This is a genomic window from Phycicoccus jejuensis, from assembly GCF_044797865.1.
GTDB classification, from domain to species: Bacteria; Actinomycetota; Actinomycetes; order Actinomycetales; family Dermatophilaceae; genus Phycicoccus; species Phycicoccus jejuensis.
In genome coordinates, this window is the sequence record NZ_CP085209.1 from 157,786 (window position 1) to 177,495 (window position 19,710).

The following is a 19,710-nucleotide window of genomic DNA, read 5'->3' on the forward strand; positions in this document are numbered from 1 at the left end:
GTCAAGCCCCCGGAGGAGTCCCTCGTGCCCGGCACCGAGCGCACACCCCTGTCGCGTCCGCGCGTGCTCGCCGACGCCGTCGCGCTCGCGGACGCCGAGGGCATCGAGGCGGTGAGCATGCGCCGCCTCGCGGAGCGGCTCGGGGTCGTGCCGATGGCGCTCTACAAGCACGTCGCCGACAAGGAGGACCTCCTCGACGGGGTCGTCGAGGAGGTGCTCGGGGAGGTGACGGTCTCGCCGCCGCCGCGCACGTCGGACGACTGGCCCGACGCGGTGCGCGCCACCGTCCTCTCGGCCCGCGCCGCCGTGCAGCGCCACCCGTGGCTGCGCCGCGTGCTCGAGACCCGCAGCCGCCGCACGCCCGCCGTCCTGCGCCACATGGACGCCGTGACGCGCCACCTGCTCGACGGCGGCTTCACCCCGGACCTCGCCCACCACGGGATGCACGCGCTCGGCAGCCGCATCTGGGGGTTCAGCCCCGAGCTCTTCGACGAGTCCGTCGCCGCACCGACCCGCCGGGCCGCGCAGGCCCCGGACCCGGCCGACTACCCGGGCATCGTCGCCGTGGCCCTCGACGCGAGGGCCCGCCGGCCGCGGGCGACCTCGTGCGACGACGAGTTCGAGTTCCGCTTCGCGCTCGACCTGCTGCTCGACGGCCTCGAGCGGCTGCGGACGGCCGGGTGGTCATCCCCCGGTGACCCCGGCGAGGGCTGACTCCTCCCAGTGTCGGAGCAGGTCGGCCGGGTCCGCGTACGTGTCGACGCAGCCGGCCTCCCGCAGCTCGGCCGCGCTCGTGCCCCCGCACTCGACGCCGACGCACGGCATCCCGGCGCGGCGTGCGGCCTCGGCGTCCCAGACGGAGTCGCCGACGAACACCGCCTCCCCGGCGCCCAGCCCGATGCGCTCGAGGGCGACGTCGAGGATGTCGGTGTCGGGCTTGCTGCGCTCGGCGTCGGAGCTGGTGGTGCTCTCGTCGACCCAGTCGTCGGCGTCGAGCGCGCTCCGCAGGGCGTCGAGGTCGGTCCGGCCCGCGGACGTCGAGAGGACGACGACCATCCGCGCCTCGTGACAGCGCCGCACGAGGTCGCGGGCGCCGGGCAGCGGGACGAGCCGCTCGTGCCACGCCGCGAACAGCGCCGCGTGCGAGGCGACGACCTCGTCGGCGACCGCCTCGTCGTCCCCGTCGAGGAGGTGGCCGACGATGCGGTCCGACCCGAGGCCGATGGCCCGGTGGATGCGGTGCATCGGCACGACGTGCCCGTGCTCGCGCAGGGCCTGCCACCAGCACGTCGTGTGCGCGTAGGAGGTGTCGACGAGGGTGCCGTCGACGTCGAGGAGCACGGCGCGGGGGGCGGTGGGCACGGAGGGCCTCCGGTGGGGTCGGGGACGGGACACCGGAGGGCTACCCGGCCCGGCTGGCCGGCACGCACGACGGGCGCGGCGGATGTGCACAGCCGTCCGGGGACCGGCCTCGGGCAGACTCGGGCCGGTGACCCCTCCTCGCCCCGTCGGCCGCCGTCTCGTCCTCGGCGCGGGTGTGGTGGGTGCCGTCTCCGCCATCGTCGCGTGCTCCGGCCATGACCCGGCGGCACCCCCCCGCCGACCACCACGCGGGCGGCGGCCCCGGGGCCGAGCCGGCCGTGGCCCCGACGCCGAGCGTGGAGCCCGCCGGCCGGGTCGTGCCGGTCGGCTACTCGCCCGAGGGGATCGTCCTCGACCCCGCGAGCGGCCTGCTCGCCGTGGGCGTCCGTCGCCCCGACCGCCTCGTCCTCCTCGACCCCACGACGCTCGCCGTGCGTCGCACGGTGGACGTCCCCGGCACGGTGCGCCACCTCGGCCTCACCGCGGGCGGCGGGACGGTGCTCGTGGCCAACGAGGCCGCCGACGAGCTCGTCGAGGTCGACACCGCGACCGGACTCACCCGCACGACCCCGGTCGGCCACGTGCCCCACGACGCGACGGGCGCGGAGGGCGGCGACATCCTCGTCGGCGACGAGTTCAGCGGCTCGATGAGCGTCGTCCGGGACGGCCAGGTCGTCCACACCTTCGACGACCTGCGCCAGCCGGGCGGCGTCGTCGCCGACGGGGCGCACGGCCCTGGCCGTCGACGTCGCCGACTGGTCGCTCACGAGCTACGACCTCGACCGGATGACCCGGGTCGCCCGGGTGCCGGCCGGCGCGGGGCCAACCCACGGCATCCTCGCCCGGCCGGGGCTGGTCGCCGTCGCCGACACCCGGGGCGACGCGCTGCTGCTGTTCTCGGTCGACCCGCTGCGACAGGTCGGGTCGCTGGCCCTCGCCGGCAGCCCCTACGGCCTCGCCGCCGACGCGGAGGGCGGCCTCGTGTGGGTGACCCTGACCGCGCTCAACGAGGTCGTGGGCGTGGACGTCTCGGGGTCGGCACCGCGCGAGGTCGTCCGGTACCCGACCGTCCAGCAGTCGAACACCGTGGCCGTCGCGCCGGGGTCGCGCACGCTCTGGGTCGCCAGCCGCACCGACGGCACGGTCCAGCGCGTCACCCGCTGAGGCGAGCGGCCCGCGCCGCGAGGGCGTCGTGCCGGTGGGCGTTGCCGTGGAGGGCGAGGTAGCGCTCCCCGAAGCGCGCGAGGAGGTCGTCGTCGAGCCGGCGGACGGCCCCGGGCGGGTAGCGGTAGTCCATGGCGGCGGTGACGGCGGCGCTGTCGATGTCGCGCAGGACCTCGCTCAGCTCGTCGAGGGACGCGATGCCGAGCTCGAGGAGCAGCCCGGCGATCCACTCGTAGTGGTCGGTGCGCGACCACCCCGCGCTCGAGTACCGGCCGGCGAGGAAGGTCGCGAGCTCCTGGGCGCTGATCCGCGGGTCGAGCTCGTCGCCGGCGTCGACCCCGCTCGTGCCGAAGCCCGCCTGGAGCCGGTCGCGGATGGTCTGGAACTCACGGTCGGCGAGCTCGAGGAGGCCGGCCGCGAGCGTGAAGCGGCGGTCGAGGTCGGGCACCTGCTCGGGCGGGACCGTCCCCTTGTAGCGGATGTCGTGCTCGAACTCGGCCCACGCGTGCTGCAGCACGGTCCGCAGCTGGACCGACGCGCACCGCAGCGGCTCGTAGCCGGCGCCGGGCTCGGTCGAGCGCGTCACGAGGAGGTGGCGGCTCGCGTAGCCGAAGCGGCCGGCGGCGGCGGTCTCGACGCCGAGGTCGCGGTCGTCGAGGACGGTGAAGTGCTCGGCGAGCAGGTCGGCGACGGCATCGATGTCGCGCTGCACGTAGGTGATGACGCGGACGCCGACCTGGTCGGTCACGGCGACGAGCGGGTCGGCCGCACCGTCGGCCGCGAGCACCCCGCGGGCCTTGGCGGCGAAGGAGGCCACCGACTTCGTGCGGCCGGTGACGCTCAGGTAGTTGATGCCGGCCTCGTCGATCGTCGCGGCGACGTCGGCGACGAACTGCTCGGTCGCGGGGACGAGCCGCGGGCGGGAGGCCGTGTACCCGGCCACGGCCCGGTCGACGTGGCGCAGGGACATGCGGCCCACTGTCCCACGCCGGCCCGCTCCCCCGACCTCACGACGCCCCCGACCGTCATCCAGCCCACTGATTGCGAGTTCCGCCGCCGACACGCCGCAGCACCGGCGCGTCGACCGGCCGAACTCGCAAGAAGTCACGACCCGGGGACTGATTGCCCATCCGCAACCTCACCACCTCCGGAAACCGGCCCCACAGGTGGCGGATGGGCAAGAAGTCGCGGAGGGGGTCAGAAGCCGCCGTCGCGCGCCATGTTGTTGAAGCGCGAGTAGTGCCCCTGGAAGGCCAGGACGATGTCGGCGGTCGGCCCGTTGCGGTGCTTGGCGACGATGACGTCGGCCTCGCCCTCGCGCTCGGGGTCCGAGCGGTCGCGGTGCAGGAGGATGACGACGTCGGCGTCCTGCTCGATCGAGCCCGACTCACGCAGGTCCGACATCTGCGGGCGCTTGTCGGTGCGCTGCTCGGGGCCACGGTTGAGCTGCGAGACCGCGATGACCGGCACCTCGAGCTCCTTGGCGAGCAGCTTGAGCGCACGCGAGAACTCGGCGACCTCCTGCTGGCGCGACTCGACCTTCTTGCCGCTCGTCATCAGCTGGAGGTAGTCGATGACGATGAGCTTGAGGTTGTGCTGCTGCTTGAGCCGGCGCGCCTTGGCCCGGATCTCCATGAGCGACATGTTCGGGCTGTCGTCGATGAACAGCGGCGCGTCCGAGATCTTGCCCATGATCCGGGCGAGCTTGGTCCACTGCTCCTGGTTCTTCAGGCCGCGGCGCAGGTCCTGGAGCTGGATGGTCGCCTCGGCCGAGAGGATGCGCATCGTGATCTCGGTGCGGCTCATCTCGAGGGAGAAGACGGCCGCGGCCATCCCGTGCTTGATGGCGGCCGCCCGGACGATGTCGATGCCGAGCGTCGACTTTCCGACGGCCGGTCGCGCGGCGACGACGATCATCTGGCCGGGGTGCAGGCCGTGGGTCAGCTCGTCGAGCTCGATGAACCCGGTGGGGACACCGATGAGGTCGTCGGTGCGACCGGAGGCGGCCTCGATCTCCTCCATCGTCTCGTTGAGCAGCTCGCCGAGCGCGTGGTAGTCCTCGCCGCCGCGCTTCTCGGCGACCGAGTAGACCTCGGCCTGGGCGCGGTTGACGATGTCGTCGATGTCACCCTCGCCCTGCGCGTACCCCATCTGGACGATGCGCGTCCCGGCCTCGACGAGGCGGCGCAGCACGGCCCGCTCGTGGACGATCTCGGCGTAGTAGCCGGCGTTGGCGGCGGTCGGCACCGATTGGATCAGCTGGTGGAGGTACGCCTGCCCGCCGACGCGGGTGAGGTCGCCGCGCTTGGAGAGCTCGTCGGCGACGGTGATGGCGTCGGCCGGCTCGCCGCGGCCGAAGAGGTCGAGGACGGCGTCGAAGATCGCCTCGTGGGCCGGCCGGTAGAAGTCGTGGGCCTTGACCTCCTCGAGGCAGTCGGCGATGGCGTCCTTGTCGAGGAGCATCGAGCCGAGGACCGACTGCTCGGCATGGAGGTCCTGCGGGGGGACTCGCTCGTCCGGGCGGTCGCTGGGAGGGGAGAAGGCCTCGCTCAGCTCCGCGATGCTCACCCGTGCGCCCCTTCCTGGACCGGTCCGTGCGACCCCGAGCGGACCGCCTGCGCGACGTCCGTCGGCCTGGTGCTCACCCCACCAGAAGGCACCGACACCGGGACGTCCGAGTCACCGTAGGACCTGCGGGCGGCGACCTCCAACCCCGGCGCCGAACGGCTGTGGACAGGGTGTGGACGAGGTGGGGAAAACGCCGGGCGGAGTTGTGCACCGTCGGTGGAGAACCCTGTGGACGACGCCCCGACGGACCGCACCGCACGGCTCTGACCTGCGACGTCTCCGTCCACCCCCTGTGCGCGACAGAAAGTTTCGGGCGTGTCACGGTCCACAGGCGACGGGAGGCATCTGCATCACGTCATGGCCCGCCCGACCTGCCGGACACCGGTGTCAGCCGGTGCGGCCGTAGCGCTCCGCCGCGCGGGCGCGGGCCTTGGCCGCCTCCACCTCGCGGTCCTTGGGCGGGGCCTGCGTGACGAGCGCGTCGAGCAGGTGCGCGGTGGCGTGCGCGACCTCGTCGACGGCCCGGGCGAAGGCCTCCTCGTTGGCCTGGGACGGCCGCGTCGACCCGCTCACCTTGCGCACGTACTGGAGCGCGGCGGCCCGCACCTCCTCGCTCGTCGCGGGCGGCTCGAAGTTGTGGAGCTGGCGGATGTTGCGGCACATGGCGTCCACGCTAGGCCCGCCACGGCGTGGCCGGAAGGGGTCAGGACAGCCTCACCTGCCGTGTGCGCGTGCCCGCGACGGGCCATGATGGGTGTCGTGCGGACAGTCACGCTCGACCAGCTCGGCCGCCACCTCGCCGCCCTCCCCGGGGTCCCCCGCGTCGTCGTCTCCGGCAACGTGGCCGTGCCCTGGGAGGCCGTCCGGGTCCTCGACGAGGGACGCCAGGAGTACGTCCTCCACGCCCTCAACGCGCCACCGGGGATCCCGGACCGGCCCGGGGTCACCGCCGAGACCTGCTTCGTCGGCGGCGGGATGCGCCGCCACTCGAACCTCTCGTACGTCCCGAGCCGGCTCTCGCTGGTCCCCGTGCTCTACGGCGGGCCGCTCGCCCCCGACGTCGTCGTCGTCCACTGCGCACCGCCGCGCGACGGGATGCTCTCGCTCGGCATCGAGGTCAACGTCCTCCCGGCGGCCATCGACGCCTGCCGCGCCCGCTCCGGTCTCGTCGTCGCGGTCGTCAACGACCGGATGCCCTACACCGGCGGCGACGCCCTGCTCCCGGTCGAGGCGGTCGACCTCGCCGTCGAGGTCTCGGCGCCCCTGCCGACGCACCAGCCGCTCGTCCCCGACGACGACAGCCGGCTCATCGGCGAGCGCATCGCGGCGCGGGTGCCCGACGGCGCGACCATCCAGGCGGGCATCGGCGGCATCCCGGACGCCACGATCGCGGCCCTGACCGGCCGGCGCGACCTGCGCGTGTGGACCGAGATGTTCTCCGACGGCGTCGTCGCCCTCGACCGGGCCGGCGCGCTCGACCGCGACCACCCGCTGACGACGTCGTTCCTGTTCGGCTCCCAGGACCTCTACGACTGGGTCGACGGTAACCCGCGGGTGCGGATGACCCGGACCGAGACGACGAACGACCCCGGGCTCATCGCCCACCAGCGCCGGATGACCTCGGTCAACTCCGCGCTCGAGGTCGACCTCTTCGGCCAGGCCAACGCCTCGCGCATCGACGCGCGCATCCACTCGGGCTTCGGCGGGCAGACCGACTTCGTCGTCGGGGCGCTGCACTCGCCGGGCGGGCAGTCGTTCATCGCGCTGCGCTCGTGGCACCCGAAGGCGAACTGCTCCACCGTCGTCCCCCTCCTCGACGAGCCCGTGACGAGCGTGCAGCAGACCGCGATCGTCACCGAGCAGGGCGCCGCGGAGCTCTTCGGGTACGACCAGCGCGGCCAGTGCCGGCACATCATCCGCGACGCCGCCCACCCGGACGTCCGCGACGAGCTGTGGGAGGAGGCACGCGCGCTCGGCCTCGCCTGAGCGCCCCCGCACCCCCTCCTCCGCCACGTCCCGTCCGCGAACGCGTGTGGAACCGCCGGTCCTCCCCGGCGGGTTCACACGCGTTCGCGGAAGAGGGGGCCCGGTCAGCGGGGGCGCCGGTCACCATCCACCGGTCGGTGCGCACCCGCAGCCAGAGCAGGGTGCCGCGCACCGCCATGAACGCCGTGAAGGCCAGCCAGAGCCAGATGAGGGCGTGCTCCTGCCCGAGGACGCTGCCCCCCTCGAGGAGCCAGTCCGCGGCCGCCCGCACGCCGAGGGCGACCGGGACGTAGGCCACGAGCGTCCCGACCATCGCCATCGCGAGCCAGCGCCCGTCGCCCGCGCCGATGAGGACGCCGTCGACGACGAACACGAACCCCGACAGCGGCTGCTGGAGCGCGACGACGGTCAGGCCCGCCGCGACGGCCGCCTGCACGGCCGGGTCCGGCGTGAACCACGCCCCCACCCACGGGCGGACCGCGAGGACCAGCACCCCGAGCACGACACCGCCGAGCACGCCCCAACGCACCATGAGCCGCGTCGCCGCCCGCGTCCGCGCCACGTCGCCCGCACCGAGCGTGCGCCCGGTGATGGCCTGCGCCGCGATGGCGAGGGCGTCGAGGGCGAAGACGAGGAACGACCAGAGCGTCGCGGTGACCTGGTAGGCCGCGAGCGGCACGTCCCCGAAGCCGGCGCCGACCCACGTCGTGAGGAGCAGCACCGCGCGCAGCGCCAGCGTGCGGACGAGCAGGGGCACGCCGCCGCGCGCTGCCGCGAGCACGCGGCCGGGATGGGCCCGCAGCGGCAGGCGGGCGCGCCGGGCCTCGCGCACGAGCACCGACCCGAGCGCGAGGGCCATCCCCCACTGCGCGAGCACGGTCCCCCACGCGGACCCGGCGATGCCCCAGCCGAGCCCGTGGACGAACCAGAGGTTGAGCAGCGCGTTGGCCCCGAACCCACCGACCGCGACGACGAGCGGGGTGCGGGTGTCCTGCAGGCCCCGCAGCACCCCGGTCGTCGCGAGGACGACGAGCATCGCGGGGAGCCCGACCGCCGAGACCGCGAGGTAGGTGGTGGCCTCGTCGACGACGGCCGCGGAGGCCCCGAAGGCGCCCGAGAGGTCCCGGGCGAGGAGGGCGACGAGCAGGGCGGTCGGGACGCCGAGCCCGACCGCGAGCCAGGTGCCGTCGAGCCCCGCCGACACCGCACCCTCGCGCGAGCCCGCCCCGAGCCGGCGCGCGACGACGCTCGTCGTGCCGTAGGCGAGGAAGACGAAGACGTTGGCGGCGGTCAGCAGCACGGCGCTCGCGACCCCGAGGCCGGCGAGCGGCTCGACACCCAGCCGCCCGACGATGGCCGAGTCGACGAGGAGGAAGAGCGGCTCGGCGACGAGGGCGAGGAAGGCCGGCAGGGCCAGGCGCAGGACCTCGCGGTGCTGCGACGGGGAGGTGTCCTCGGGCGGCGCGCTCACCCCGGCACTCTCGCACGGGACCGGCCGTGGCCGGTGGCACGCCCACGGCACGCGGAAGGGCCCCGCGGGACGTACCCGCGGGGCCCTCCGTGCGACGCGTGCGTCAGCTCTGCGCCGGAGCCGAGACGAGCACCGAGCCCGTCCCGAGGACCGCACCCTCCGTGGAGAGCAGGTTCATCTCCCCGAACAGCTGACGACCGTTCTCGGCCGCGGCGTCGGGCGAGATGGCCCCGTTGACCGTGACCGAGGCCCCACCCGCGAGGGTGACCGAGCCCGACGGCACGTCGAGCGTGCCGAGGGCCGGGCTGAAGAACACGTCACGGTAGTCGTACTCCGTCGTGCCCGCCGGGACCGAGTAGCCGTCGATGACGACGGTGTAGGTGCCGGGCGCCGGGTTGGCGATCGAGACCGCCTCCTCCGAGTCACCGTCGGCCGACTGCGCCACCTGGTTGCCGTCGGCGTCGAAGACCGTGAGGTCCAGGTCGGCGCTGAGGTCCGAGGTGTTGCCGATCGCCGCGTCGAGGCGGGTCGCGCCCTCCGGCACGACGACCTCGTACGTGGCCTGGTCGCCGTCGGCGATGGTCGCGCGCTCGGCGTGGGCCGAGCCGAGCGAGCCGCCGCGCGGGTTGACCGTCACGGTGCCGAAGTCGTTCTTCACCGTCCAGGAGACCGGGGTCGACTCACCGACGGGGGCGTCGACGGTCTGGGTCTCCGGGTCGACCGTGAGGCCCTGGACGGCCGCGGTCAGCACGAACGGGTTGTCGAGGAACGGCGAGGTGCGCCGCGACTCGACGAGCAGCTCCCACACGCCCGGGATCGGGTTGGCGTAGGCCCGGGACTGCGGCTTGCAGGTGGCCGGGTCGCTGTAGTTCGTGTAGCAGAACGGCGTCGACGTGGTGTCGACCGGGACGCCGTACGGGTTGAACGCGATCCAGCGGACCTGGCTCTTCGTGGCGATGCCCGACAGGTTCACCTGGAGCGCCTTGGCGCCCTCGGGGACCGTGACGAAGACCCGCTTGAAGAGGTTGCGCTCGACCGTGCCGCGGGTGACCGTCGAGTACGACGGCTTCGTGACGTCGGTCGAGGCGACGACCGCGAGCATCACGCGGTGGTCGACCAGCCGGGTCGTCGGGTCGTCGATCTCGAGGATCGCCGAGTGCAGCCCACGGGTCTTGACCTTCGTGGTCACCTGGATGGAGACCTCGCCGCCGCGACCGATGCGCACCGAGGACGGCGCCGAGAAGGTCCCGTCGTTGCCGATGATGCGGACCGTGTGCTTGACCCGCTGCGAGGTGCCCGTCGTCCGCGCGACCTTGACGGTGTACCGCTTGGTCTGGCCCACCTTGAGGCCACCCTGGCCGGCGGGGCAGCCGACGTAGAGGCCGGTGCCCTGGTTCGGGGTCGTGAGGAAGCCCGAGAGGGCGGTGCAGACCGGGGCCGTGGTGGTGTACTCGCCGCGGACGTTCGACCGCTTCTTGAGCAGGTTCCACGCACCGGGGACGTCGGTCTGGCCGGTGCCCTGGCCGACCGCCTCGAGCTTCTTCTGGTAGTCGGCGCTGGTGTACATCGACTCACGCAGCTGCTTCGGGGTGATCGGCGTCTGGGTCTGGAAGCCGGCCGAGAGCAGGAGCGCGGCGGAGCCGGCGGCCTGCGGGGAGGCCATCGACGTGCCGTTGAACATCGCGTAGCCGATCGGCAGCGTGTAGCCGGCCTCGGCGAGGTCGGGCTGCTTGAGCCACTGGGGCACGGTCGAGATGGCCGAGCCCGGCGCCATGATGTTCGGCTTGAAGCCGCCGTCCTCGCGCGGGCCGCGCGAGGAGTAGTTGTGCAGCGCGAGCTTGCTCGACACCTGCGAGCCGTAGTTGGCCAGCCAGGTCTCCTTCGAGACCGAGGAGGCGACGCTCACGACGTCGGTCGCGACCGACGGGTCACCGACGGTGTTGATGCCGGCGCCGGAGTTGCCGGCCGAGATGAACAGCTGGACGCCGAAGACGTCGATGAGCCGGTTGTACAGCTCCGCCCGGGCGTTCGCGCCGTCGTTGAGGGCCGGGAGGCCACCGATCGACATGTTGACGACGTCGACGCCGCGGTTGGCGACGAGGTCGACCATGCCGTCGGTCAGCGCCGCGTTGGTGCAGCCGCCGCCCCAGGTGCAGGCGCGCGAGGAGACGATCTTGGCGCCGGGCGCCTGGCCGTCCATCCTGCCGCCGAACAGGCTGTGCCCGGCCGCGATCCCCGCGACGTGCGAGCCGTGCGCGTCCTCGACGATGCCGATGTTGACGAAGTCCGCGGTCGTCCCGACGTAGGGCCCGCCGTAGGGGCTCATGTCGACGTCCTCGCGGTACTCGACGACGAACGGCATGCGCTCGACGATGTCGGTCGACGGGTCGTCGACGCCGAAGTGGCCGATGTCGTACTTCTCGTTGTACGGCCGCATGAGCTCGTCGGCGGAGAAGACGTTGTCGAGGTTGCTGTCGACCCAGATGTCGTGGGTCGTCGCGTCGTAGAGGATGCCGAACCGGTCGGTGGTGTCACCGTCGCGGTTGACGTCGCCGCCGGGCTCGCTCGCCGCGGTGATCGACTCGGAGAAACGGCTGAAGTAGAAGGAGCCGCTCTTGGGCGCCCGATAGGCGCCGACACCCGTGAGGGTGAACGACGGGGTGGCCTCGACCTGCGTCAGCATCGGTCGCCAGGTGGCGTCACCGTCGAAGATCGGGTCGGTGGCCGTCACCCAGTCGACGATCTTGCGCTCGCCGGTGGAGGTCGTGGCCAGGGCCGGGTGGTCGAGGTCGACACCCGAGTCGAGGACACCGATGGTCACGCCGCGGCCGTCCCACGTCGGGTTGGCCTTCTTGAAGTCCACGGACCCGGTCTCGCGGGTCGGCATGTACGGGTTGGCGTTCGGCGTGGACTTCCCCGGCCCCGCGAGGGTGCGCACGGCGCCGGCCTTGCCCTCGGTCCCCGGCGTGGGGAGCTTGACCGACTCGTCGAGGTCGACGGCGCGGACCTTCGCGAGCGCCGCGACACCGGGGACGGCCTTCGTGGGGACGCTGGCCCGCACGTAGCCGACCTTGTCGTTGGTCATGCCGACGAAGCCGCCCTGGGCGCGGATGGACGCGGCGACCTGCTTGGTCGTGCCCTTGTCGACGGCCATGATGAGGGTGACCCGCTTGGTGCCGGCCGCCTCCGCCTTCTCGAGCAGCTGCACGTCGTGCTGGCCGAGCTTCTTCTCGGTCGTGGTGGCCGAGGGGGTCTCCTTGACCTCGGTCTTCTGGAGAGTGGCCTGGGGGGCCTTCTCGCGCAGGAGACCCGGGTCAGCGGGCCCCTTCGCGACGGCGCCCGAGGCGCCGAACGACCCCGTGGTGAGGGCTGCGGCGGCCAGGCCGGCGAGCGCGACGCGCCCCGACCTGTGGGAGAGGGGATGTCTCATCGGTGTCCTGTCTTCCCCGCGACGCACCTGCCTGCGTCTGAACAACGGTGGCGACAGGCAACCACGGATCCGGCGCTGTGGGAATAGGGCAGAGGGCAACCCACGCGATTCTTTGCCAACTGCTGACCCGCAGGTCACGAGCGGGTCGGCCGACTGCCCCGTTCGCCGGCTCAGCCGTGACCGAGGACGGCCACCGCGGCCTCGCGCCGCGGGTCGCCCGCCGCGCTGAGGGCGCCGTCGGCGTGCCGGTACGCGGCCCCGACCCCGCCGAAGTACATCGAGAGGGCGCCGTGGTCGGTGGCCGCCAGGCCGGCCCGGTGCACCGCGGCGGTGATGGCCGGGTCGGACTCGTGCTCGACGACGGGCCGGCCGCCGGCGTCGAACCGGACGTGCAGCCTCGGCGCCTCGATGGCGGTCGTCAGGTCCGCACCGTGGAGGCACCCCTGGCCGAGCACCTGCATGAGGGCGGTCGTGATGCGGTCGGCCCCGGGGGACCCGACGGCGATGACGCGGCCGTCGGCGGTGCGACCGGTCGTCGGTGCCATGTTCGACGCGAGCCGCGTGCCGGGCGCCAGCGCGTGGAGGCCGAGCCGGTTGAGCTCCGGCTCCCCGAGCGCGTTGTTGAGGAGGATCCCCGTGCCCGGCACCGTGATGCCGGCGCCGTAGCCCGCCGACACCGTGACGGCGCAGGCGAGCCCGTCGGCGTCGACGGCCGAGACGTGCGCGGTGGAGGCCGAGGTCGGCAGGCCGGCGAGGCCGTGGCGGTCGACCGAGGACAGGAGCGCGTGCCCCGCGGCGTCGAGGTCGGGCGAGACGTCGTGGACCTCGAGCCGGTAGCGCAGCACGGCGAGCTGGACGGCCAGCACGTCGTCCCAGTCGTAGGAGCCGCGACGCGCGAGCTCGCCGAGCATCACGGCGAGCATCGGACCGCCCACCGACGGAGGCGGGTTCGCGGCGAGGTCCCAGTCGCCGACGGTGCGCCGCACCGGGTCGCGCTCGAGGACGCGGTAGGCGGCGACGTCGTCGGCGGTCACGAGCCCACCGTGCGCGGCCATGTCGGCGACCATCGCCCGGCCCACCTCGCCCGTCGTGAGGACGGAGGCGCCGTCGCGCCCGACGAGGTCGAGGACGTCGGCGAGCAGCGGGTTCGTCGTGACGTCGCCGGCGCGCAGCGGCGAGCCGTCGTCGCGGGTGACGACCCGGTGCGCCTCGGGGTCGGCCCCGAAGAGGCTGCCGGCGACGAAGCCGAGGTAGCGGGCGGCGGCGCCCCCCATCGGGTACCCGTCGCGGCAGGCGGCGGCCGCCGGGGCCACGACGTCGGACCATCCCGCCCGCCCGAAGCGGGTCACGACGTCCTCGCACGCCGACGCGGCGCCCGGGGTCGCCACCGACCCGTGGCCGGCGAACATCGTCACGCCGCCCCCGTACTCGGTGTGGACCTCGCGCACGCCCTGCCCGAAGGCCTCGCGGGACAGGCCGCGGCCCGGCATCTCGACCGTGCCGTCGACGAGGACGGGCTCGCCGTCGGGGCCCCAGACCGACACGAAGGCACCACCGCCGAGCGAGACGATGCCCGGCTCGGTGGCCATCGCGGCGAGCGCCGCGGCGACGGCGACGTCGACGGCGTTGCCCCCGGCGTCGGCGAGGGCCCGGCCCGCCGCGAGCGACACCGGACCGGTCGCCGCCAGCGCCACCTCACCCATGGAGCGGCATCCTGCCACCGCCCGGACCGCTCGCGTGGCCGCCGTCCGTGACCGGGCGGTAGCGTTCGGGAGCATGAGCCGCCCGCCCCTCGCCGTCGTCGCCGGGACCGGCTTCTACGACCTCGAGGCCCTCGAGGACCGCACCGAGGAGACCGTCGACACCCGGTGGGGCCCGGCGCGGGTCACCCGCGGCCGCTGGCACGGGCTGCCGGTCGTCTTCCTCACCCGGCACGGCCCGGGCCACTCGGTGCCGCCGCACCTCGTCAACTACCGCGCGAACATCCGCGCGCTCGCCGACCTCGGCGTCGAGGACGTCGTGGCCGTCAACGTCACCGGCTCGATCGACCCCGACCTCGCCCCCGGCGACCTCGTCTGCCTCGACGACTTCCTCGACCTCACGAAGCAGCGGCCGCTCACCTTCTTCGACGGCTCGGGCCCCGAGGGCGTCGTCCACGTCGACGTCTCGGCGCCCTACCACCCGGCGCTGCGCCGCGAGCTGCTCGACGCCGCCGCGGCGGTCGGCCGGCCGATGCGCGACGGCGGGGTCTACGCCGCCTTCGAGGGGCCGCGCTTCGAGACCGCCGCCGAGATCCGGCTGGCCCGCCTCGCCGGCGGCGACGTCGCCGGGATGACCGGCGTCCCCGAGGTCACCCTCGCCCGCGAGGCCGGCCTGCGCTACGCGGCGGTCTCGCTCGTCGTCAACCCCGCGACCGGGGTCGGCGACGCCGACGAGCCGATCACCATGGCCGAGATCGACGCGGTGCTGGCCCGCAGCCGCGACGCGGTGCTCGCCGTCCTCGACGAGCTCGTCCACACCCGGGCCACGTTCAGCGAGGAGGACGCCGGATGAGCCGGCTGGTCATCGACCGCGCCGCGTACGTCGTCACGGTCGACGACACCGACACCGTCCTGCGGGACACGACCGTCGTCGTCGAGGACGGCACGGTCACCGAGGTCCGGCCGGCGGCCGACGGCCCGGTCGACGGCGACGAGGTCCTCAACGCGCGCGGCCGGCTGCTGATGCCGGGCCTGGTCAACCTCCACACCCACCTGCCGATGACGCTGCTGCGCGGGCTCGCCGAGGACGTCGACCTCCAGGGCTTCCTCACCCGCGTGTGGGCGGCCGAGGGCGCGGTGATGGACCCGCCGACCGTCGAGCTCGGCGCGACGCTCGGGGCGCTGGAGTCGCTGCTCGGCGGCTGCACCACGCAGCTCGACATGTACTTCCACCACGAGGCCGCCCACCGGGGCGCGGTCGCGGCGGGCAGCCGGCACGTCATCGGCCCGGTCTTCATGGACGGCCCCGGCCCCGACGGCCTCGCCTGGGAGGAGCGCCTCGCCCTGATGCGCGCCTGGCCGGCGGCGATGGCGGCGCTCGGCGGCCCGGCGGTGCCCGTGTCGGCCATGCCGCACGCGACGTACACCTGCTCTCCCGAGAACCTCGCCGAGGTGCTCGCCACGCTGCGCGAGGTGCGCGACGGCGGGCCCGCCCTGCTGACGACCCACGTCTCGGAGAACGCCGCCGAGAACGACGACGTCGCGGCCCGCTACGGCGCGACCCCCACCGAGGTCCTCGCCGGGGCCGGCTGGCTCGACGGCGACCTCCCGCTCGTCGTCGGCCACGGCGTGCACCTCTCGGCGAGCGACCGCGAGCGCCTGGCCGCCGCGGGCGCCGCCGTCGCGCACTGCGCCGGCTCCAACCAGAAGCTCGCCAGCGGCGCCCTGCCGTGGGAGACGGTGCGCGAGAGCGGGGTCCGCCTCGGCATCGGCACCGACGGCTGCTCGAGCTCGAACGACCTCGACATGTGGCAGGCGATGCGCCAGGCCGCGCTCCTGGCCCGCCTGACGAGCGGCCGTCCCGACGTCGCGAGCGCCCACGCCGTGCTGCGCGCGGCGACCATCGACGGGGCCCGGGCGCTCGGCCTCGGCGACGTCGTCGGGTCGGTCGAGGTCGGCAAGCGGGCCGACCTCGTCCTCCTCGACCTCGAGAAGCCGCACCTCACGCCGGTGCACGACGTGCACGCGCTCCTCGTCTTCGCGGCCGGTCGCGCCGACGTCACCGACGTCCTCGTCGACGGCGAGGTCGTCGTGCGCGACGGGCGCAGCACCCGCGTCGACACTCCTGCCCTCCTCGCGCGCGCCCGCGAGGTCGGGGCCAGCGCCCGGGCGGCCGCGGAGGCCTCGTGAGCGCGGCGGCGGGCGTCCCCCAGGTCGACCCACCGGACGAGAGCGCCGAGGAGGTCATCGACCGGCTCGGCATGGTCCCGATCCCGGAGGAGGGCGCCTGGTACGTCGCCGGCCCCCGGACCCAGGGCCTCAACGCGATCACCGTGCTGCTGACCAACCGGCCCGACGGGTTCTCGGCGATGCACCGGCTCACGATCGACGAGGGCTGGCAGTGGCTCGGTGGCGCGCCGGCCGCGCTGCTGCGGCTGCGGCCCGGTGGCTCCGGCGTCCTCAACTACGTCGGGGGCGAGCACTCGCAGGTCCTCGTCCGCAGGAACACGTGGATGGGCGCGACGACCCTCGGCTGGTGGACGCTCCTGTCCTGCTGGTGCGCCCCGGCCTTCCGTCCCGAGCACTTCGAGCTCGGCCGCCGCGACGACCTCGTCGCGCGGTACCCGCAGTTCGGCGAGGAGATCCGCACCCTGACCCGCGAGCAGCCGGTCGGGCGGATGGGGTGACCGCGCTCGTCACCGGCGCGAGCGGTGGGCTCGGCGCGGCCGTGGCCCGGGCCCTCGCGAGCGCCGGGCACGACGTCGCCGTCCACTACCGCGGCGACGAGGCGGGGGCACGCGCCGTCGTCGCCGGCGTCGAGGGGCTGGGCCGGCGGGCGCTGGCCCTCCACGCCGACCTCGACCTCGAGGCCCCCGCCGACCTCGACGCCGCCTGCGCCGACCTGCTCGGGCGCTGCACCGACGCGCTCGGCGCCCCCGACGTCGTCGTGCTCAACGCCTTCCCCCAGCACCACCTCGCGTGGGACGACCTCGACGCCGCCGCGTGGGACGGCTACCACCGGGCCGGCCTGCGCCCGACCGCCGTGCTCCTGCGCCAGGCCGCGGCCGGGATGGGCGCCGGCGGCGCGGTCGTCGTCGTCGGCTCGATCGAGGGGCTGCGGGCGATGCCGACCCACGCCCCCTACGCCGTCGCGAAGGCCGCGCTGCACCACCTCGTCGGGGCGGCGGCGCACGAGGTCGGGCCGCGCGGCGTGCGCGTCGTCGGGGTCGCGCCGGGCCTGGTCGACCGCGACGGGCTCGCCGAGGCGTGGCCCGCGGGCGTCGAGCGGTGGCGGGCGGCCTCGGCGCTCGGGCGGCCCGTCGACCCCGACGAGGTCGCCGCGACCGTCGCCTTCCTCGCCTCACCGGGTGCCTCCGGCATCACGGGCACCACCGTCACCGTCGACGCCGGGTGGTCCGCCGCGCCCGGGTGGTGAGGGACGGGGACCTCTGGTAACGACCCCGCAACGAAGCCCGGCGGCGTGCGGCGAGAGGCGTTTCTGGCCGTAGCATCTGCTCGTCTGTACAGCCCTCTCGAGGAGATCCTCCATGAAGTCTTCGCGTTACCTCGTCGCGGTCCCCGCGGCGCTCGCCCTGGCCCTCGCGGGCTGTGGCGGCAGCACCGGCACCTCCGGGTCCGGCAGCTCGGCCTCCGGCTCGGCCGCGGCCGGCGCCCCGACCGACGACTCGAACTGCGCGAGCGCCGACGTGTTCTGCATCGGCCTGGTCACCGACACCGGCAAGGTCGACGACAAGTCGTTCAACCAGTCGGCGCACGAGGGCGCGAAGGCCGCTCAGGCCGAGACCAACGGCTTCTACAAGTACATCGAGACGCAGGACGCCAAGGACTACGCGGCCAACATGGCCCAGTTCACGAACAAGAAGTACGACGTCGTCGTCACGGTCGGCTTCCTCATGACCGACGCCACGGTCGCCGCGGCCAAGGCCTCCCCCGACACCAAGTTCATCGGTGTCGACCAGGGCTACCCCGAGGGCACGACCGAGAAGAACCTCACCGGTCTGATCTTCCCCGAGGACCAGGCCGGCTACGGCGCGGGCTACCTCGCGGGCCTGATGACCAAGACCAACAAGCTCGGCCAGGTCCTCGGCCTCGAGATCCCGCCGGTCCAGAAGTACGCCAAGGGCTTCGAGGCGGGCGCCAAGGCCGCCAACCCGTCGGTCTCGGTCACCACCGTCTACCACCCCGCCGGCGACAACGCGTTCAACGACCCGGTGTGGGGCGGCGGCGAGGCGCGCAAGATGCTCGCGCAGAACGCGGACATCATCTTCGGCGCCGGCGGCAACACCGGCAACGGCGCGCTCCAGGAGGTCGCGAAGGCCTCCGGTGCGGGCACCGACAAGTTCTGCATCGGTGTCGACACCGACCAGTGGGACACCGTCCCCGCCGCGCAGCCGTGCCTCATCACCTCGGCCGAGAAGCTCATCTCGAAGGGTGTCACCGACACCATCAAGACGGCCAAGGACGGCGAGTTCTCCGGCATCCAGACCCTCGGCCAGGCGGGGCTGTCGTCGTTCCACGACTTCGACGCCACGATCCCCGAGGACGTCAAGACCAAGGTCGCCGACATCGTCAAGCAGATGGAGGCCGGCACGCTGAAGACCGGCGTCACCCTCTGACCGACGCGGTCACCGGTCAGCGCCGCTGACCACCCGCCCGAGGGGGCGGGCATCCCGACCGGATGCCCGCCCCCTCGGCACGTCGGTCGCCGTCGGCGCCGCCCCCGCCCTCGGCCGCCCCGCCCTCGGCAGAACCTGCCCAGAGCACGCCCGCGCGTCGGGCACCCCCGCACTTCCGCCCACCGGGCCCTCGGGCCACACTGTGGGCACCCCGAGTCATTGGAGACCCATGTCCGACACCCGCACGGCGGAGAAGACTCCGCCGCCGCCCGCCGAGGATCCGCAGCAGCGCGACCGGGGCGGGGCTCTCGCGTTCCTCGTCAGCCACCAGAGCGGCGTCGTCATCGTCGTCGCCCTCCTCATCTCGCTCCTCGTGGGCGCGGCGCTCATCCGCTACCAGGGCGTGGACCCCTGGTACGCGTACACGACGCTGTTCAAGGAGGCCTTCCAGAACGACGCGTACACGCGCACGCTCCAGAAGACGGCGCCGCTCGTCCTCACGGGGCTCGCGGTCGTCCTGCCGCTGCGGGTGGGGCTGTTCAACATCGGCGGCCAGGGACAGTTCGCCACCGGCGCCATCGCGGGCGCGTGGGTCGCCTACGCCGCGGGCGGGGCGGGCTGGCTCGGCGCGCTCCTCGGCATGCTCGCCGGGCTCGTGGCGGGCGCGCTCGTCGGGGTCCTCGTCGGCGTCCTCAAGGCCTGGCGCGGGGTGCACGAGGTCATCTCGACGATCATGCTCAACTACATCGTCGCGGGCGTCACCTTCTGGCTCGTCGTCGGCCCGCTGCAGGCGGAGTCCTCGAAGACCAGCGGCATCCCGCAGACCGAGGCGATCCCCGAGTCCAGCCAGATCGGCGCCGTCGGCGGCGTCCCGGTCGGGTTCCTCGTCGCCGTTGTCCTCGCCGTCGCGTGCTGGTGGATGCTCACGCGCACCACCCTGGGCTTCAAGCTCAACACCGTCGGTGCGAACAAGAGCGCGGCCGGCTACGCGGGCATCTCGATCCCGACCATCACCGTCCTCTCGCTCGCGCTCGGCGCCGGCCTCGCCGGGCTCGGCGGCGCCCTCGAGGCCGAGGGCACGCTGTTCCGGTTCGAGCCGGCCATCGTCGGGACGCTCGGCTTCGACGGCATCACCATCGCGCTGCTCGCCCGGGCCAACCCGCTCGCGACGATCCCGGCCGCGTTCCTCGTCGGCATCCTGCGCACCGGCGCCGCCGGCCTGCAGTTCGCGACCCAGACGCCCGACCTCCCGAGCGGCATCACGCCCGAGATCGTCGACGTCCTCCTCGCCGTCATCCTCCTCATGGTGTCGATCCCCGTCCTCGGCAAGTGGCTCTTCCGCAGCCGCGCCGCCAAGGTGAGCGTCGCCTCGACGAGCTGGGGGAGCTGAGC

The 19,710-nt window shown here is 74.0% G+C and carries 16 protein-coding genes; 9 read left to right on the forward strand and 7 right to left on the reverse strand.

The window, feature by feature from the left end; all coding sequences use genetic code 11:
* Positions 1-24 precede the first annotated feature (24 nt).
* Positions 25-714: a TetR/AcrR family transcriptional regulator gene (locus LG324_RS00750; protein WP_404350906.1), complete on the forward strand. Its 690-nt coding sequence runs from the start codon at positions 25-27 to the stop codon at positions 712-714.
* On the opposite strand, the gene LG324_RS00755 is transcribed toward LG324_RS00750, so the two are convergent.
* A complete protein-coding gene (locus LG324_RS00755; RefSeq protein WP_404350908.1) occupies positions 685-1,362 on the reverse strand; it encodes an HAD family hydrolase in 678 nt (225 codons plus the stop codon). The genes LG324_RS00750 and LG324_RS00755 overlap by 30 nt on opposite strands.
* Before the next feature lie 786 nt (positions 1,363-2,148).
* Between LG324_RS00755 and LG324_RS00760 the strand changes: the two genes are divergently transcribed.
* Entirely contained in the window at positions 2,149-2,526 is a 378-nt protein-coding gene (locus tag LG324_RS00760; RefSeq protein ID WP_404350910.1) for a YncE family protein, read from the forward strand.
* Here the strand turns inward: LG324_RS00760 and LG324_RS00765 are convergent.
* The 3 genes from LG324_RS00765 to LG324_RS00775 form a co-directional block, all read right to left on the reverse strand.
* Complete coding sequence (locus tag LG324_RS00765; RefSeq protein ID WP_030526198.1) at positions 2,516-3,496, reverse strand: GTP pyrophosphokinase family protein; 981 nt, start codon at positions 3,494-3,496, stop codon at positions 2,516-2,518. The two genes, LG324_RS00760 and LG324_RS00765, sit on opposite strands and share 11 nt — an antisense overlap.
* Positions 3,497-3,723: 227 nt before the next feature.
* The gene (gene dnaB / locus LG324_RS00770) at positions 3,724-5,094 is read right to left on the reverse strand and encodes a replicative DNA helicase (RefSeq protein ID WP_215513263.1); all 1,371 of its coding nucleotides are present in this window, start codon (positions 5,092-5,094) and stop codon (positions 3,724-3,726) included.
* 387 nt (positions 5,095-5,481) lie between these two features.
* Positions 5,482-5,757 (reverse strand): DUF2277 domain-containing protein, encoded by a 276-nt coding sequence (locus LG324_RS00775; RefSeq protein WP_030526196.1) that lies wholly within the window; start codon positions 5,755-5,757, stop codon positions 5,482-5,484.
* Positions 5,758-5,844: 87 nt separating this feature from the next.
* On the opposite strand from LG324_RS00775, the gene LG324_RS00780 reads away from it, so the two are divergent.
* A complete protein-coding gene (locus LG324_RS00780; protein ID WP_404350914.1) occupies positions 5,845-7,080 on the forward strand; it encodes an acetyl-CoA hydrolase/transferase family protein in 1,236 nt (411 codons plus the stop codon).
* Here LG324_RS00780 and LG324_RS00785 read toward each other — a convergent pair.
* The 3 genes from LG324_RS00785 to LG324_RS00795 all read right to left on the reverse strand — a co-directional run bounded on the left by LG324_RS00785 (position 7,007) and on the right by LG324_RS00795 (position 13,684).
* Positions 7,007-8,551, reverse strand: a complete 1,545-nt coding sequence (locus tag LG324_RS00785) for an MATE family efflux transporter (protein WP_404350915.1) — start codon at positions 8,549-8,551, stop codon at positions 7,007-7,009. The two genes, LG324_RS00780 and LG324_RS00785, sit on opposite strands and share 74 nt — an antisense overlap.
* A 103-nt stretch (positions 8,552-8,654) precedes the next feature.
* A complete protein-coding gene (locus LG324_RS00790; protein WP_404350917.1) occupies positions 8,655-11,981 on the reverse strand; it encodes a S8 family serine peptidase in 3,327 nt (1,108 codons plus the stop codon).
* A 170-nt stretch (positions 11,982-12,151) separates the two neighbouring features.
* On the reverse strand, positions 12,152-13,684 hold the full coding sequence (locus LG324_RS00795) for a gamma-glutamyltransferase (RefSeq protein ID WP_404350919.1): 1,533 nt from the start codon (positions 13,682-13,684) through the stop codon (positions 12,152-12,154).
* A gap of 73 nt (positions 13,685-13,757) precedes the next feature.
* Between LG324_RS00795 and LG324_RS00800 the strand changes: the two genes are divergently transcribed.
* The 6 genes from LG324_RS00800 to LG324_RS00825 all read left to right on the forward strand — a co-directional run bounded on the left by LG324_RS00800 (position 13,758) and on the right by LG324_RS00825 (position 19,708).
* Positions 13,758-14,534 carry an S-methyl-5'-thioinosine phosphorylase gene (locus tag LG324_RS00800; protein ID WP_036828595.1) on the forward strand — a complete coding sequence of 259 codons (777 nt, stop codon included), beginning with the start codon at positions 13,758-13,760 and terminating at the stop codon, positions 14,532-14,534.
* Positions 14,531-15,871 (forward strand): amidohydrolase family protein, encoded by a 1,341-nt coding sequence (locus tag LG324_RS00805; RefSeq protein WP_404350922.1) that lies wholly within the window; start codon positions 14,531-14,533, stop codon positions 15,869-15,871. Before LG324_RS00800 ends, LG324_RS00805 begins: the two co-directional genes overlap by 4 nt.
* Complete coding sequence (locus tag LG324_RS00810; protein ID WP_404350924.1) at positions 15,868-16,368, forward strand: cupin domain-containing protein; 501 nt, start codon at positions 15,868-15,870, stop codon at positions 16,366-16,368. Before LG324_RS00805 ends, LG324_RS00810 begins: the two co-directional genes overlap by 4 nt.
* On the forward strand, positions 16,365-17,117 hold the full coding sequence (locus LG324_RS00815; RefSeq protein ID WP_404350926.1) for an SDR family NAD(P)-dependent oxidoreductase: 753 nt from the start codon (positions 16,365-16,367) through the stop codon (positions 17,115-17,117). Before LG324_RS00810 ends, LG324_RS00815 begins: the two co-directional genes overlap by 4 nt.
* 112 nt (positions 17,118-17,229) lie before the next feature.
* Positions 17,230-18,318 carry a BMP family ABC transporter substrate-binding protein gene (locus tag LG324_RS00820; RefSeq protein WP_030526187.1) on the forward strand — a complete coding sequence of 363 codons (1,089 nt, stop codon included), beginning with the start codon at positions 17,230-17,232 and terminating at the stop codon, positions 18,316-18,318.
* A 229-nt stretch (positions 18,319-18,547) separates the two neighbouring features.
* Positions 18,548-19,708, forward strand: a complete 1,161-nt coding sequence (locus LG324_RS00825) for an ABC transporter permease (RefSeq protein WP_404350928.1) — start codon at positions 18,548-18,550, stop codon at positions 19,706-19,708.
* Positions 19,709-19,710: the final 2 nt, after the last annotated feature.

What these genes read in the sequence shown, in the direction of transcription:
- LG324_RS00760 (WP_404350910.1), top strand. Translation starts at nt 2,149, where the DNA reads ATGACCCGGGTCGCCCGGGTGCCGGCCGGCGCGGGGCCAACCCACGGC.
- LG324_RS00765 (WP_030526198.1), bottom strand. Translation starts at nt 3,496, where the DNA reads ATGTCCCTGCGCCACGTCGACCGGGCCGTGGCCGGGTACACGGCCTCC.
- LG324_RS00775 (WP_030526196.1), bottom strand. Translation starts at nt 5,757, where the DNA reads ATGTGCCGCAACATCCGCCAGCTCCACAACTTCGAGCCGCCCGCGACG.
- LG324_RS00780 (WP_404350914.1), top strand. Translation starts at nt 5,845, where the DNA reads ATGGGTGTCGTGCGGACAGTCACGCTCGACCAGCTCGGCCGCCACCTC.
- LG324_RS00790 (WP_404350917.1), bottom strand. Translation starts at nt 11,981, where the DNA reads ATGAGACATCCCCTCTCCCACAGGTCGGGGCGCGTCGCGCTCGCCGGC.
- LG324_RS00795 (WP_404350919.1), bottom strand. Translation starts at nt 13,684, where the DNA reads ATGGGTGAGGTGGCGCTGGCGGCGACCGGTCCGGTGTCGCTCGCGGCG.
- LG324_RS00800 (WP_036828595.1), top strand. Translation starts at nt 13,758, where the DNA reads ATGAGCCGCCCGCCCCTCGCCGTCGTCGCCGGGACCGGCTTCTACGAC.
- LG324_RS00805 (WP_404350922.1), top strand. Translation starts at nt 14,531, where the DNA reads ATGAGCCGGCTGGTCATCGACCGCGCCGCGTACGTCGTCACGGTCGAC.
- LG324_RS00820 (WP_030526187.1), top strand. Translation starts at nt 17,230, where the DNA reads ATGAAGTCTTCGCGTTACCTCGTCGCGGTCCCCGCGGCGCTCGCCCTG.
- LG324_RS00825 (WP_404350928.1), top strand. Translation starts at nt 18,548, where the DNA reads ATGTCCGACACCCGCACGGCGGAGAAGACTCCGCCGCCGCCCGCCGAG.